This is a genomic window from Bradyrhizobium sp. JR4.3 (assembly GCF_040547695.1).
Lineage (GTDB): Bacteria > Pseudomonadota > Alphaproteobacteria > Rhizobiales > Xanthobacteraceae > Bradyrhizobium > Bradyrhizobium canariense.
Genome location: NZ_JBEPQF010000026.1, coordinates 49,125 through 63,485, shown reverse-complemented (window position 1 = coordinate 63,485; position 14,361 = coordinate 49,125). Strand labels below are relative to the sequence as shown.

The following is a 14,361-nucleotide window of genomic DNA, read 5'->3' as shown; positions in this document are numbered from 1 at the left end:
GGTGTGATGTGTGGAGCTGAGGGATGGATCTGACGCCGAGCGAAGCGCAGCAGATGCTGCGCCATAGCGCGCAACGGTTTATTGCTGAACATTGCGACCCGGCCGCACGTCGCCCTGCGATGCAGGATCCCATGGGATTCAAGCCCGACAACTGGCGCAAGTTTGCGGATCTGGGCTGGCTCGGGCTTCCATTTCCGGAAGAGGTTGGCGGCTTCGGCGGAGGGCCCGTCGAGGTCGCGATCCTGATGGAGGAGTTCGGCCGGGGACTAGCGACCGAGCCCTATCTCTCGACGGTGCTGCTGGCTGGGGCCCTGGTTGCCGAATGCGGCACGGAAGAGCAGCAGAAGGGGTTGCTGCCGGCCATCATCAACGGCGAACGTCTGTTGTCGTTCGCTCACTACGAGTCGGACGCAAGGGCAGGTCTTTCCGAGGTCCACACCGTGGCGCAGACAGACGATCATGGTTGGACGCTCCACGGACGCAAGATCGCCGTGCTCGACGCAGTCTCTGCGGACGTCCACCTTGTGTCGGCGCGTTTGCCCGGTGCGCAGGGCGCCGGACTTGCTCTCTTCCTGGTGCCGAAGGATGCCGCAGGAGTGACGCTGCGCGATGCACCACGTCTCGGTGGGGGCCGCGTCGCGGAACTGACATTCGACCAAGTCCGGCTTGCGCCCGATGCGCGGCTCGGAACCGGTGCGGACGTGCTGCCGACCATCCAGAGCGTCGTCGATCGGGCGATTGTTGCGCTCAGCGCAGAGGCCGCCGGCATGATGAGAAGCATGTTCGATGCCACGCTCGACTATACAAAGGTGCGCAAGCAATTCGGCCGACCGCTCGCGGCGAACCAGGTGATCCGTCACAGGCTGGCCGACATGTATGTTGAATGCGAGGAGGCCCGAGCGATGGCGGCGCGTGCGGCTCTTCTCGTGGGAGCCGATACCGATTCGACGCAGCGGTCGCTCGCCGCGTCCGGCGCCAAGGTGAAAATCGGCCGCTGCGCGCGCAATGTCGCGGAGCAAGCGGTGCAACTCCACGGCGCGATGGGCGTCACGGACGAACTCGATCTCGGCCTCTATTTCAAGCGGCTGCTGGTCTTCGAAGCACTTTTCGGAAGCGTGGATTATCATCTCCAGCGTCACGCCACGTTATTTGGCAACTCCCGAGCGGAATGAGGTCAGTCATGTCGCTATCGTTCACGCCCGAGGAATTACGGTTCAGAGATGAGGTGCGAGCATTCATCGCGGCGCGTCTTTCTCCCGAGCTGCGGCGGGCCAGCTCCCTCAACGTGTCCTTCTTCTCGGATCCCGATATCGTCGCGCCATGGCAAAGGGCTTTGCATGAGCGAGGCTGGGTCGCACCCGGTTGGCCCCGGGAGCATGGTGGCCCGGGCTGGACGGCGACGCAGCGATGGATCTTCGAATCCGAGTGTGCCGCGGCAGGGGCGCCGCAGCTGTCTCCCATGGGTATCAAGATGGTCGGGCCGGTCTTGATGCGCTTCGGGACCTCGGAGCAAAAGAAGTTCTACCTGCCTCGCATCCTAAGCGGCGAAGATCGGTGGTGCCAGGGCTATTCGGAACCGGGCTCGGGATCGGACCTTGCCTCGCTGAAGACACGCGCCGTTCGCCGGGGCGACCACTACGTCGTCAACGGCACAAAGATCTGGACAACGCATGCGCACTTCGCAAACCGCATGTTCGCGCTAGTCCGAACCAGCGACGAGCCGAGGCAACAGGACGGCATCAGCTTCCTGCTCATTGACATGGCATCGCCCGGCATCACCATTCGCCCGATCATGATGATCAGCGGGGACCATGACGTCAATCAGGTGTTCTTCGACGAGGTGGAAGTCCCCCTCACCAATCTCGTCGACGAGGAAGGGCGGGGCTGGACCTGCGGCAAGTATCTGCTCGAATTCGAGCGGGGCGGCGGAATCAACTCGCCGAAACTGAGATATGCGCTCGAGAAGGTGCGGGAATTGGCCAACTCCGGCTTGTCCTACAAGGCGATAATGCTTCAGGAGATCGCAACCAAACTGTCGGAAATCGAGCTCGACGTCCAGACACTGGAGTTCCTCGAATTGCAGGTGTTGTCAGCCCTGCAAAGAGGCGAAAATCCAGGACCGGTGTCGTCCGTCCTCAAGCTGCGTGCGAGCGAGATCCACCAGGCCATCTCGCGCGTGGGAGTTGAAATGGTCGGACAAAATGCGCTGGTGGAGGAAACGCGCCGTCCTCTCCATGCCCTTGAGGACCGGCCGCTCATCCCGGAAGAAGTCCTAAGCGTGGTGCCCCGTCATCTCAACGGCCGCGCCAACACGATCTTCGGCGGGAGCTCGGAAATCCAGCGCGACATCATTGCCAAGCAGGTGCTCGGGCTTTGAAGAAATCACCGAATGAGATTGATGCGGTCGCGCCGGGGACGGTCCGGCAAGGCGTCGACGTCAAAGGCCGGGAGCGATCCCGGCCAGTTCTTCACGCGAGTCGAAAGCCGGAGTCCGGAAGCGACCTCAGACCATAGCGGGGATCTGGCAAGCTTCCGCATATTCCCGCTTTAGCTTCAGGACCAGGTCCGCTACCGCCGGAATGTCGTCGATCAGATCGATCCCCTGACCCGCGCTCCACAGGTTCTTCCAGGGTTTCGCGCTCTCAGGCAGATGGTCGTGCCGCATGCCCTTACCCTTCGGCTCGGGCAAGGCGTCCGGATTGAGGCCAGCAGCGCGCAACGACGCGGCCAGCCAGTTCGCGGCCACGCCGGCAACCTTCTCCGTGTAAATCAGGTTTGCGGACGTCTGCGATACGATCATGCGCTTGTATTCGTCGGGCGCCAGCGATTCCCTGGTGGCGATGAACCTGGTCCCGAGATAGGCCAGGTCGGCGCCGAGCACTTCCGCCGCACGGATGGTGGCGCCGTCGGAAATGGCACCGGCCATGACGATCGTCCCGTTGAAGATCGAGCGGACCTTGCGGATCAATGCGAGGTGGCTGATCGTTCCGGAGTGGCCGCCACCCCCAGCGCCGATGCAGATCAGGCCGTCGACGCCGGCTGCGATGGCGCGCTCGGCGAACGGGATGCTGGTGATGTCGTGGAAGACCTTTATTCCACGATGATGCGCCTGTTGAACAATCATCCTGGGATTGCCGCCGACGGTGATGACGATGTCAACGTTTTGTTCGGCGCACAGATCGAGGTGGCTTCCGATCTGGTCTTCCGGCGTCTTTGCAGACAGGTTCACCGCAAGCGGACCGACCGGTCCCGGCGCCTGCGCGGCGTGTTCGCGCAGATCCGCGGAGATCGTGCGCAGCCAGTCAGCGAACTCGTCGAACGAGCGGGCGTTCTGGCGTGGCAGAGCGCCAATCACGCCCGCCTTGCAGGCCTCGCGAACGAGATCAGGGCCGCTCACAAGGAACATCGGCGCGCAGACGGCAGGCAACGAAAGCGATTGCCGAAGCTTTGGATCGAGCGACATGAAGGTGCTCCTGAGTCGTCGTCAGCCCTGATCCGGGGCGAACATCGGGATCATCGTCCCGTCCTCGGCCGGCTTGAAGACGACCTGGACACGTTGCCCGATCCGCAGCGAATCGAGGTCGCAATCGACGATATTGCTCAACATCGTGATGCCTTCGTCGAGCCGCACATAGGCAATCGCATAGGGTGTGGGACCGGCGCGGCGGGTGACGCTGACGCTGTAGATCTCACCCTTGCCGGCGACGTCGCTCCATTCGGTGTCGCCGAGACAATAGGGGCAAAGCGGCCGCGGATACCAATGCAGCTTGCGGCAGGAAACGCAGGTTTTCACGCGAAGCGACCCGCTGGCCGTTGCGGCAAAGAACGGCTCCGTTGCGGCGTCATGCACCGCTGAGCCGAGCGGCCGGTCCTGATACATCGTCGTCATCTCATGCGCGCTCCATGATGAGGGTGGCACTGCCATGGCGCGAGCCGAGCAGGCCGCCGGTGCCCTGGGCCAGGGCAAGGCTGCAATTTGGAACCTGCACCTTGGGGTGGGCTTCGCCGCGCAGTTGGCGGACGGCCTCGATGACCTTGGTGATGCCGCCGCGGTTGGCAGGGTGGTTGTTGCAAAGTCCGCCGCCGTCGGTGTTGAACGGCAGCTTGCCGACTCCGGAAATCAGATTGCCGTCCGCGACAAAACGTCCGCCCTTGCCCTTCTCGCAAAACCCGAGATCTTCGATCTGCATCAGCACCGTGATGGTGAAGCTGTCATAGATCGAGGCATATTGGATGTCGGACGGCTTGACACCGGCTTCCCCGAACGCGCGAGGACCGGACCACGCTGCGCCCGAGAACGTCAGGTCGACCTGCCCGTTGAGCTGACCTTTGATCGCTTCGCCGGCGCCGAGAACGTTGACGATGGGACGCTTTAGCGAACGCGCGATCTCGGGGCGAACGACGAGCAGGGCACCGCCGCCATCGCTGACGACGCAACAGTCAAGGCGGTGCAAGGGATCGGAGATCATCGGCGAGGCGAGGACATCGTCGACCGTGACCTGTTCGCGCAACATCGCATTCGGATTGTGCTGCGCGTGAGTCGCGGCCGCGACCTTGATCCACGCCAGCTGTTCGCTCGTCGTGCCGTACTCGTACATGTGGCGGGCCGCCGCCAGCGCATACATGTTGACCGTCACGGGGGCATAAGGCGCCTCCCAGGGTACATCGGGCGTTCCGGCGCCGACGAGCCTTGGCGCCACGCCGCTCGATCCCTCGCTTCTCGGCCGGCCCGCGAGCGTGATCAGGGCCACGTCGCACTTGCCCATGGCAATCGCCTGGGCGGCATGCGAGACGTGAACCAAATAGGCGGACCCGCCGGTGTCGGTGGTGTCCACATGGCGCGGCCGGAGCCCCAGATAGTCCGCCATGCTGTTCGCGCCGAGGCCCGGCGCGTCGCCCGCGCAGAAATAGCCGTCGACATCCTCAAGGCGCAGGCCAGCGTCTTCCAGGGCCCCGCGCGCACATTCGGCGTGCAGCTGGGCGACGGTCTTGTCCGGTGCTTTTCGGGTGGGGTGCTCGTAGGCGCCCGCGATGCAGGCTTTGCGTCGAATGCTCATCAGGTCTCTCGAGCTCATGTCAGCCGCTGGCCGCCCATCTGCACTGTGCATTGTTGACCACGACAGGCCGGGTCTATATCATTGGTTCAACCAAAGACCAATAGGGCTGCATCTGTTTTTGGCGGGACCGGTCCCGAGGGGAGGGCTGTCGGCGATGGTTGATTATGCAAAGACGCGGGCCTGGCGCTCCGGCGACGTCCGCCACGCCTACACGGCAAGAGACACCATTCTCTACGCACTCGGCGTCGGTGCCGCGAGCGATCCATCGGATGAGCGGCAACTGCGCCTCGTCTACGAAAAGGATCTCGTGCCACTTCCGACCATGGCGACCGTTCTGGCCTCGCCGGGGGCCTGGATGAGGGACCATGCGGAGCTGGGCATCAATTTTGCGAAAATGGTGCATGGCGAGCAGTCCGTCCAGATGCATGCCGCACTTCCTCCAAGCGGAGTTCTCATCGGCAAGAGTCGCGTCGCGCGGCTTGTCGACAAGGGCGAGGGCAAGGGCGCCATCATGCATGTCGAGAAGGAACTATGGGACGAAGCTGACCAACGATTGGTGGCCGTCAGCGAGCAGGTGCTCTTCCTTCGCGGCGATGGCGGCTTCTCACAAGCCGCCGGCGGCGACGAACCCGCCGCCGCTCCGACGCCAGTCCCCGATCGTAGGCCGGACCGCGTCATCACGTTACCCACGCGCCCGGACCAGGCCGTGCTTTATCGCCTGTCGGGAGACCTCAATCCCCTGCATATCGACCCCGCGGTTGCCAACAAGGCCGGCTTCCGGAGGCCCATCCTGCACGGGCTTGCGACTTACGGATTTGCCTGTCGCGGCTTGGTGGAAACCTTCTGCGACGGAGATCCCGCAGGGCTGAAGACGATCCGCGCCCGGATGTCCGCGCCGGTCTTTCCTGGAGACACGATCCAGCTCGAATGCTGGCGCCTCGATGACCGCATCGCATTTCAGGCGCGTGTCGTCGAGCGCGATGCGCTGGTTCTCAGTCACGGCTGGGCAACGACCTGATTCGCGCGAAGCGGTGCGCACACAATGTGTTGGACTTCACCAGAAACTGAGGAATTGGGAATGACGAAAAACATGGTGTCCCTACAAGGCCGGACGATCGTCGTCACCGGCGCCGCACAGGGGATCGGCAAGGCAACGGTCAAATTGGCGATCGAACTGGGGGCGAACGTCCTCGCCGTCGATCTCAACGGCGAGGGGCTTGGGGCCGTCCTGGCGGCATTGCCTGCGGAGCGGGTGATGAAAGTCATCGGCAGCGTCACGGACGCGGAGTTGGCCGCGAGCACCGTCGCAGATGCCGTCGGCCGGTTCGGTTCGGTGAACGGACTGGTCAACAATGCCGGCATCATTCGTCCCGCGCTGATCGAAAAGATGAGCATGCACCAATGGCGCGAGGTCATCGACGTTCATCTCACGGGCGCGTTCATCTGGCTGCAGGCGGTGGGACGTCACCTGGTGCAGCGCGCCAAGGACGGCGACGCCTCGGGAGGAGCCATCGTCAACATCTCGTCTGATGCGGGACGAAAGGGGTCGGTAGGCCAGATCAACTATGCCGCCGCCAAGGCCGGACTGCTCGGCATGACCATGACCGCGGCCCGGGAGTGGGGCAAATACAACATCCGGACCAATTCGATCTGCTTTGGCGTGGTCGAAACGCCGATGACCGAGGTCGTACGCGGCGAGAAATTCCGTGATGGCATGTTGGCGCAGATCCCGCTGGCACGCTGGGCGACAGCAGATGAAGTGGTGCGGACCGTCTGCTTCCTGCTCTCCGATGCGTCCTCGTACACGACGGGCCAGCACATCGGAGTCAACGGCGGCTTCCACATCAGTCTTTGACGCTACTGTCTTGGTCCCTGCCTAGGGATCTCAATATTCGGCAGTGTCGAAAGGCGCAGGCAAAACTTGCGGTGGGCGCGCACGAGACGCGGCCCACCGGCTCGTTTTCTCCTAATCCGCCGTCATCGGCTCGCCGGACAGGCTCCAGCTGGTTCCATCGAAAACGGCGATGCGCAGCGTCTTGAACGCCGTGTAATCTTCGGGTGTGGTGCTGATGGTGATACCCGGTAGCATCATCGGCATTCGCTCGCCGTGCAGGGACGTCGCCTTCCGAATCAGGTTCGCCCGGGTCAACTCGTCGCCGCAGGCCTTCAGAACGGCCCCTAGCGCGTTGACGTTCATGTAGGCGACGAGCACCGAGTAATCGTCTGGATTGACCGACGGCGCATACTTCTTGAGAAAAGTCTTGTAGGCCTTGACCTCGTCGTCGTCGGCCCAGGCCGGGTCGCCCGGTTGCTTGAGAAACTGCGTGGTGACCAGTCCGCGCGAGGCGTCAAGGCCGGCCGGCTTCAACACCGTCTCGACGGAGGCGGTCGAGCCACCGATGATGTGCAGCGGATGCCAGTCCAGTTCATGAACCCTGCGGATCGACTGCGCCGCGGCCTTGGCCGAAGACTGCTCGATCAGCGTGTCGACGCCGGCGGACTTCAACTGAACGATCTGCGAGTCGATGGTTGGGTCGGAAACTTCATAGGAGGCTTGGGCAACGATCAGAGCCGCCTTCGCGCCGAGTCCCGCGCGCAGGCCCTTGAGATAATCCTTCCCGTAATCGTCGTTCTGATAGAGAACGCCGATCTTCGCCTCCGGCTTGGCCTTGAGGATGTATTTGGCGATGACGCGGCCTTCGGTCTCGAAGTCGGGATAGAGCGGAACGGTCCAGGGAAATTGATTGGGATCGTTGAAGCGGCGTCCTCCCGCCGTGATGAAGAGTTGCGGCACCTTCTTGGAGTTGAGATACTTCTGGATGGCGACGTTCGGTGCGGTCCCTATCGTACCGACTTCGGCAAGGACGCCGATATCCTCAATGAGCTTTCGGGATTGCTCGACGGCTTTCGGCGCACTGTAGGCGTTGTCGAGCTGAGTGAAGCTGATCTTGCGTCCGTTGATCCCGCCCCCCTCATTGACCATGTCGAAGTAGCCGACCACTGCCCGTCCTGCCCCTGCGCCGAACGCGGAGGCCGGGCCGCTGAGCGGCGTCGATTGACCGAGCTTGATCTCGGTGTCGCTGGCGCCGGGATCATAAGTCTTCTGGGCATACGCGGCCGAGAGGGACAGGAGCGTGGCTGCGAACAGAGAGCACGATGTCAGCACCGATGTACGGCTCAAGGGCGTTCCTCCACGTCTGTGTTTCTTGGTTTGGCGGCTATCGGAGCAGCTCGCGCGCGATGACGAGGCGCTGGATCTGGTTTGTTCCCTCGAAGATCTGGGTCAGCTTGGCATCACGCATCATCCGCTCGACCGGATAATCCATGGTGTAGCCATAGCCGCCGAAGACCTGCACCGCGTCGGTCGTCACCTTCATCGCCATGTCGCTGCTGAAGCACTTGGCCATGCTCGCGAGCAGGTTGAGGCGCTTCCAGTCGCCGGCGTCTCCGGCGCGGGCGCATTCGTACACCAGCGCACGTGCCGCCTCGATCTGCATGGCCATGTCGGCCAGGATGAACTGGACGCCCTGGAATTCGGAGATGCTCTTCCTGAACTGCTTTCGTTCCTTGGCGTAGGCGAGGCTCGCTTCGAACGCGCCTTGCGCGAGGCCGACGCATTGGGCACCGATCGTCGGCCGATTGAGGTCGAGCGCGCGCATCGAGGCCTTGAAGCCCTTGCCTTCTTCGCCGACGAGATTTTCGGCGGGTACGCGGACGTTGTCCAGGAAGATCGGCGTGTTTGGCGCCCCGCGGAAACCCATCTTGCGCTCATGGCGACCGAAGCTGATGCCCGGCATTTTCTTCGGCTCGAGAATGAATGCGCTGATGCCGTCCGAGCCGGGACTGTCGCTGGTTCGCGCCATCAGGACGATGTAGTCGGCGGCGACGCCGTAGCTGCACCACTGTTTCCTGCCGTTGATGACGTAGCTGTCGCCGTCCTTGCGAGCCCGCGTATTGAGGGCCGAGACGTCCGATCCCGCTTGGGGCTCGGAAATGGCGATGGCCGTGACGACGCCGCCCTCGGCAATGATGGGGAGGAATCGCTTGCGCTGCTCTTCTGAGCCGAAGTGCAGCAGCGGCATGATGAACATCGTGTTGAGGCCGGCAATCGACGCGCAAGCCGGCGAGACTTTCGCGATCTCCTCGCGTGCGATGCACATCATGGTGAGGTTGCCGTTGGGACCGCCATACTGCTCGGGCACCCAGAGCTGCATCAGCCCCATTTCACCGAAAATCTTGACGATCTCCTCGGGAAAGCGATCCGTTGCGTCGATCTCGGCGGCGATCGGGGCGACGTGCTTGGCGACAACTTTCTGAACGCTGTCGCGAAAGGCGACCTGCTCCTCGGTGAAGCTCATGATGGCGGCGCCCTCCTTGCCTGGGTAAGATCAATGGTTGGACCAATATATCTTTGACCGGCAGGACTGGCAAGTAGGTCGGGCGCCGAAAGGCCCGGCGTCTTCTCCGGCCCCCCTCCGGCCGCGCCCTACCCGGCGGCATTCGAGAGCGGCGAAATCAGCTGGACCGCCAGACCGGACACGGCATCAATATCTGAAGGTGGGACGCCGAGGCGCGGCAGTCCCCAACGAGACGTCGCGGAGGCATAAGAGCCCGAGCAGGGGTCCTGAGGTCTCCAAACGGCAGGTCGGGGAGATCTCGCTGGCGCGATGGGCCGCGCGACCAGGCGACGGCCTCGCCGAGGCGACCGGTGTCACTCGTCCGGCACGCCGGCGACGGGGGAGGCCTTTGCGATCGCGAGCAGGCACTTCAGGAAATGAGCCCGATCTTCCTTGCGCAGGGGCGCCAGCATCAGGCTCTGCAGCTCGGCTGCCGCTGGAATGACCGCAAGCAAAGCTTCCTCGCCCTTGGCGGTAATCTGGATTTGGATGGAACGGCGATCTTCCGGATTGCTCTTCTTTGAGACCAGCCGCCGCCCGGCCATGCGCTTGAGCATCTCGCTGAGTGTATTCCGGTCGCAGCTGATGCGGTCGGCGAGAACGGACGCCGTCATCGGACCCTGCTGGTAGAGCGCCATGAGCACGCCGAACTGCCGTGGCGTGATGTCGCTCTGTCGGGTCAGGGCCTGGTAGAGACCGTCATACCGGGCCTCGAGCAGCCGCAACAGAAATCCGATGCCGCCTTCGAGTTGCCAGGTGCGCGCAAGCTCCGCTGCTGTATCCGTTTCCGTGCGTTTGCCTGCGCTCATGTGCTTCAACCTCGCTCCGATTCCTGACGGTCGCCTCGCGGGTAACAGCTTGGGTCGGCGAGCTCAACTCTACCGCAATGCGGCGTAATTGGCCGAATTAGAGCCATTGCAAGAGCATTGGAATTATAGTACGTATACGTATCAATTGCCAGGGAGGTCACTTTGCATCTGCGCGAATTGCTGGCGGTCCCTTATCTGCTCGAAGCGGAAGCTGTGGAGACGGCGCCCGGACAATGGCTGATCCGCCTCGCTTATCCGGAACTGCCGGGCTGCGCGGCGGAAGGCGCTGTGGTCGAACACGCGCTCCGGGATCTCGAGCGGCGACGGATCGAAATCATCGTCGGCCTGGTCGAGCAGGGCCGGCAGCCTCCGACACCGCGCCAGCCGCTCGCAACATGCGATCCACTCTGGACAGTACGCGACCTCGGCCTGGCGGAGCGCGTGGCTCCGCTGCTCACCGCGGCAAACCCATAACGACCTGATGCCTTCGATTCGAAATGGAGACCTGTCATGCTCTCACATGAAGACAATGAGCGGCTGGTGAGAGTCGGAAAGGGCACGCCGCTTGGCGAACTCTTCCGTCTCTACTGGATTCCGTTTCTGCCTTCGGCCGATCTGACCCCGGACGGCCAGCCGCGGCGGATCCGGTTGCTCGGCGAGGATCTGGTCGCTTTCAGGGACTCCGAGGGGCGCGTGGGCCTGGTCGACCAGGCCTGTCCGCATCGGGGCGCTCCCCTGATCTTCGGTCGCAACGAGGATTGCGGGCTGCGCTGCGTCTATCACGGTTGGAAGTTCGACGTGACGGGGGCCGTCGCGGATATGCCGGCAGAGCCGGTGCGTAGCCGTCTCAAGGAGCGGGTGCGCATCAAGGCGTACCAAAGCCGCGAGCGCAACGGCATGATCTGGACCTATATGGGCCCCGACCAGGCCGATCCGCCGCCGCTTCCGAACGTCGAATGGAATCTCGTGCCGCAGGAGCAGGTGCATGTCAGCCTGCGCGTCCAGGAGTGCAACTGGCTGCAGGCCGTGGAAGGCGAGATCGATTCGGCGCACGCGCCGTTGCTCCATGGCCGCCTGGATGCCCAAGGCACGACGAGTGCGTGGATCCAGAAGCGGGACCTTCGCCCGACATTCGAATGCATCAAGCAGGATTTCGGGATGAGCATCGCTGCGCGGCGCAACTACGACGCCAACACGCTCTACTGGCGCGTGAACCAGTTCATGCTCCCGTTCTACACGCTGGTCCCGCCGCTGTCTCCGTTCCCGGATCTCAGCGGGCACGCCTGGGTGCCGATCGACGACGAGAACACGCTCTGCATCATGTTCTCATACCATCCTTCCGAGCCGCTCCGCTCCAAGACACGGCAGATCTTCGCGGAAGGGCACAATGGTCGCGAGAGCGGGCACGCCAGTCGCAACGCGCTCGTTCAGCATCCCGCGACGGTCCCCTATGCCGGCTACTGGACCAGGTACAATCCGCAGAACGGCTTCCAATTCGACTACGAGTCCCAGCGCTCGACCTGGTTCTCGGGTTTGCCCGGGCTGTGGGTGCAGGACGGTGCCTGCCAGAGCGGCGTTTCACCGATCTTCGACCGGACGAAAGAGAATCTCTGCTCGAGCGATACCGGAATCGCGATGACGCGCCGCTTCATCCTCGAAGCGCTGGGCGCCTATCGCGATCATGGCACCAAGCCAAAGGGCGTGGTTGATCCCGACGTGTTCATGGTGCGAGCCGTGTCCTTGCGGCTTCCTCCGGAGGATTCCTGGGTCGACGTCGGCGCGCCGTTCATGCAGGCCAAGCTCGGCGCCGATTTCGGATACGAGATGTGAGCAGGACGTCCTCTCAACTGGCGGAGGATGGCGCCATGACCGAGCGTGTCATCCCGGTTCGCGTCAAGCGGATGACCTACGAGGTCGAACGCATCAATTCCTACGAGTTGGTGCCGCCGGACGGAGGCGAGCTCGATCCGTTCACGGCCGGCAGTCACATCGATCTGCACCTGCCGGACAAGATGATCCGGAGCTATTCGCTGTTGAACGATCAGCGCGAGCGGCATCGCTATGTGATCGGGGTCAACAAAGACGCCGCGAGCCGCGGAGGGTCGAGCTTCCTCCACGACCATGTCAGGGTCGGAGATATTTTGCCGGTTTCGGCCCCCAAGAACAATTTTCCGCTGCGCGAAGATGCCGAGACATCCGTCCTGATCGCCGGGGGCATCGGCATCACGCCGTTGCTGTCGATGATCCGGCGGCTTGAGTTTCTGGGACGCCGCTGGGACCTGTTCTATGCCGCGAGGACGCGTGCTGCGGCGGCGTTTCTCGATGACATCGGAAGCCTGCGGCCCAACGTCCATCTCAATCTACACGTCGACGTCGACGACGAGCGCCCGGGGCGGATGTTCGACGTGGCGTCGATCGTCAAGCAAGCGCCCGCGCAAGCTCATCTGTACTGCTGTGGCCCCGCGCCGATGCTGGAAGCGTTCGAGGCCGCCGCGGCCGACCGTCCCGAGGATTGCGTCCATTTCGAGTATTTCCAGGCCAGGGAGGCCCCGGCGCTCAAGGGTGGCTTCGAGGTCAGGTTGGCCAGAAGCAACCGCACCCTCGCAGTGGAAGCGGGCAAGACCATTTTGGAGTCGCTGCTCGAGGCCGGCATTTCTCCCAACTACGCCTGCAGCGAGGGTGTCTGCGGCACCTGCGAGACGCGCGTGCTGGAAGGGACACCGGATCATCGCGATCAATATCTGAGCGAGGAAGAGCAGGCCTCCAACAAGACGATCATGATCTGCTGCTCGGGCTCCAGGACGCGCACGCTCGTTTTGGACCTCTAGTGGAATGCAGTAATAATCAAGGGATGAAACGCATGAGATCCGTATCGCAATTTGTCGGAGTCCTGATGATCGCTGCCGTGTGTTCGCCGGCGCTGGCGGATTCTGCTCGCGTCATGAAGATCGGCATTCTCAACGATGCCTCCGGACCGTATTCGGACAATGCCGGCGAGGGCTCGGTCACGGCCGCGAAGATGGCGGCCGAAGAGTTCATGAAGGCCAATCCAGGCTTCAAGGTGGAGATCATTTCGGCCGATCATCAGAACAAGGCTGATATCGGCGCCGCGATCGCCCGGCGCTGGATGGACCAGGACGGGGTCGATGCCGTTGCGGATGTCCCCAATTCGGCGGTCGGGCTCGCCGTCAACGAGGTCGTGCGCGGCAGCAAGGTCGCGTTGATCGCGTCAAGCGCGGCGTCGTCGGATCTGACCGGAAAATTCTGTTCGCCCAATACCATCCAGTGGACGTTCGACACCTGGGCGTCCTCGCACACGATCGGCGAGTATCTCGTCGGTCGCGGCGGCAAGAAATGGTACTTCATCGCCACCGACAACGCGCTCGGGAAGTCGATGGTCCGCGATGGAACGTCCGTCATCACCGCCGGCGGCGGCAGCGTGTTCGGATCGGTGAACGTGCCGATCAACAGCCCGGACTATGCCTCGTTCATTCTCCAGGCCGACGCCTCCGGCGCGGACGTGATCGCGTTCGCAACCGCCGGCGGCGATACGGTCAATCTCATCAAGCAATCTGCCGAATTCGGCCTGAAGGAGAAGGGACGGCAATTTGCGGCGCTGCTGGCGACGACCAACGACATCGAATCGAGCGGGCTTGCGACAGCGCAGGGCATGATCATCACGCAGCCGTTCTACTGGGATCTCAATGACGCCAGCCGTGCCTGGTCGGCGAAGTTCAGCGAGCGCCGGCACGGCCACTCGCCCACCGCCTTTCATGCCGGCGTCTATTCGTCCGTCATGGCCTATCTGAACGCGGCGCACGAGGCCGGAACGAACGATGCGCAGGCCGTCATCCGCAAGATGAAGGAAAAGCCGATTGACGATGCGCTGTACGGTCGCGTGGTGGTCCGTCCGGACGGCCGCGCGATCCACGACATGTATATCCTCAAGGCCAAGGACCCCAAGACCTCAAAAGGCAAATGGGACCTGCTGGAAAACATCGGCGTTCTCTCCGGGCCCGAGGCGTTTCGGCCGCTCGACCAGGGCGGCTGCACGCTGGTCGAGAGCGCAAAAGCGAATTGACCGACGCGACTCGCGAC

Annotated in this window: 14 protein-coding genes; 8 read left to right on the top strand and 6 right to left on the bottom strand. The window is 63.1% G+C overall.

The window, feature by feature from the left end; genetic code table 11:
• Positions 1-23 precede the first annotated feature (23 nt).
• Both ABIB91_RS31050 and ABIB91_RS31045 read left to right on the top strand, forming a co-directional pair.
• A complete protein-coding gene (locus tag ABIB91_RS31050) occupies positions 24-1,172 on the top strand; it encodes an acyl-CoA dehydrogenase family protein (RefSeq protein ID WP_354170147.1) in 1,149 nt (382 codons plus the stop codon).
• Between the two features lie 8 nt (positions 1,173-1,180).
• The gene (locus ABIB91_RS31045) at positions 1,181-2,377 is read left to right on the top strand and encodes an acyl-CoA dehydrogenase family protein (RefSeq protein WP_354170149.1); all 1,197 of its coding nucleotides are present in this window, start codon (positions 1,181-1,183) and stop codon (positions 2,375-2,377) included.
• 126 nt (positions 2,378-2,503) lie between these two features.
• Here the strand turns inward: ABIB91_RS31045 and ABIB91_RS31040 are convergent, their stop codons facing one another.
• The 3 genes from ABIB91_RS31040 to ABIB91_RS31030 are packed head-to-tail and all read right to left on the bottom strand — an operon-like array spanning position 2,504 to position 5,057.
• On the bottom strand, positions 2,504-3,463 hold the full coding sequence (locus ABIB91_RS31040) for an NAD(P)H-dependent flavin oxidoreductase (protein ID WP_354170151.1): 960 nt from the start codon (positions 3,461-3,463) through the stop codon (positions 2,504-2,506).
• 21 nt (positions 3,464-3,484) lie between these two features.
• Positions 3,485-3,889: a Zn-ribbon domain-containing OB-fold protein gene (locus ABIB91_RS31035; protein WP_354170153.1), complete on the bottom strand. Its 405-nt coding sequence runs from the start codon at positions 3,887-3,889 to the stop codon at positions 3,485-3,487.
• A gap of 1 nt (position 3,890) precedes the next feature.
• Complete coding sequence (locus ABIB91_RS31030; protein ID WP_354170155.1) at positions 3,891-5,057, bottom strand: thiolase family protein; 1,167 nt, start codon at positions 5,055-5,057, stop codon at positions 3,891-3,893.
• A gap of 154 nt (positions 5,058-5,211) precedes the next feature.
• On the opposite strand from ABIB91_RS31030, the gene ABIB91_RS31025 reads away from it, so the two are divergent.
• Both ABIB91_RS31025 and ABIB91_RS31020 read left to right on the top strand, forming a co-directional pair.
• Positions 5,212-6,075 carry a MaoC/PaaZ C-terminal domain-containing protein gene (locus ABIB91_RS31025; RefSeq protein ID WP_354170157.1) on the top strand — a complete coding sequence of 288 codons (864 nt, stop codon included), beginning with the start codon at positions 5,212-5,214 and terminating at the stop codon, positions 6,073-6,075.
• 60 nt (positions 6,076-6,135) lie between these two features.
• Positions 6,136-6,912, top strand: a complete 777-nt coding sequence (locus tag ABIB91_RS31020) for an SDR family NAD(P)-dependent oxidoreductase (protein ID WP_354170159.1) — start codon at positions 6,136-6,138, stop codon at positions 6,910-6,912.
• Between the two features lie 111 nt (positions 6,913-7,023).
• On the opposite strand, the gene ABIB91_RS31015 is transcribed toward ABIB91_RS31020, so the two are convergent.
• The 3 genes from ABIB91_RS31015 to ABIB91_RS31005 all read right to left on the bottom strand — a co-directional run bounded on the left by ABIB91_RS31015 (position 7,024) and on the right by ABIB91_RS31005 (position 10,263).
• The gene (locus tag ABIB91_RS31015) at positions 7,024-8,238 is read right to left on the bottom strand and encodes an ABC transporter substrate-binding protein (RefSeq protein WP_354170161.1); all 1,215 of its coding nucleotides are present in this window, start codon (positions 8,236-8,238) and stop codon (positions 7,024-7,026) included.
• 37 nt (positions 8,239-8,275) lie between these two features.
• Positions 8,276-9,415 carry an acyl-CoA dehydrogenase family protein gene (locus ABIB91_RS31010; RefSeq protein WP_354170163.1) on the bottom strand — a complete coding sequence of 380 codons (1,140 nt, stop codon included), beginning with the start codon at positions 9,413-9,415 and terminating at the stop codon, positions 8,276-8,278.
• Between the two features lie 353 nt (positions 9,416-9,768).
• Positions 9,769-10,263, bottom strand: a complete 495-nt coding sequence (locus ABIB91_RS31005) for a MarR family winged helix-turn-helix transcriptional regulator (RefSeq protein WP_354170165.1) — start codon at positions 10,261-10,263, stop codon at positions 9,769-9,771.
• A 162-nt stretch (positions 10,264-10,425) separates the two neighbouring features.
• On the opposite strand from ABIB91_RS31005, the gene ABIB91_RS31000 reads away from it, so the two are divergent.
• The 4 genes from ABIB91_RS31000 (at position 10,426) to ABIB91_RS30985 (ending at position 14,344) form a co-directional block, all read left to right on the top strand.
• On the top strand, positions 10,426-10,737 hold the full coding sequence (locus ABIB91_RS31000; RefSeq protein WP_354170167.1) for a hypothetical protein: 312 nt from the start codon (positions 10,426-10,428) through the stop codon (positions 10,735-10,737).
• A gap of 36 nt (positions 10,738-10,773) precedes the next feature.
• The gene (locus ABIB91_RS30995; protein WP_354170169.1) at positions 10,774-12,093 is read left to right on the top strand and encodes a Rieske 2Fe-2S domain-containing protein; all 1,320 of its coding nucleotides are present in this window, start codon (positions 10,774-10,776) and stop codon (positions 12,091-12,093) included.
• 35 nt (positions 12,094-12,128) lie between these two features.
• Positions 12,129-13,091, top strand: a complete 963-nt coding sequence (locus ABIB91_RS30990) for a PDR/VanB family oxidoreductase (RefSeq protein ID WP_354170171.1) — start codon at positions 12,129-12,131, stop codon at positions 13,089-13,091.
• Positions 13,092-13,156: 65 nt separating this feature from the next.
• On the top strand, positions 13,157-14,344 hold the full coding sequence (locus ABIB91_RS30985; RefSeq protein ID WP_354170173.1) for an ABC transporter substrate-binding protein: 1,188 nt from the start codon (positions 13,157-13,159) through the stop codon (positions 14,342-14,344).
• Positions 14,345-14,361: the final 17 nt, after the last annotated feature.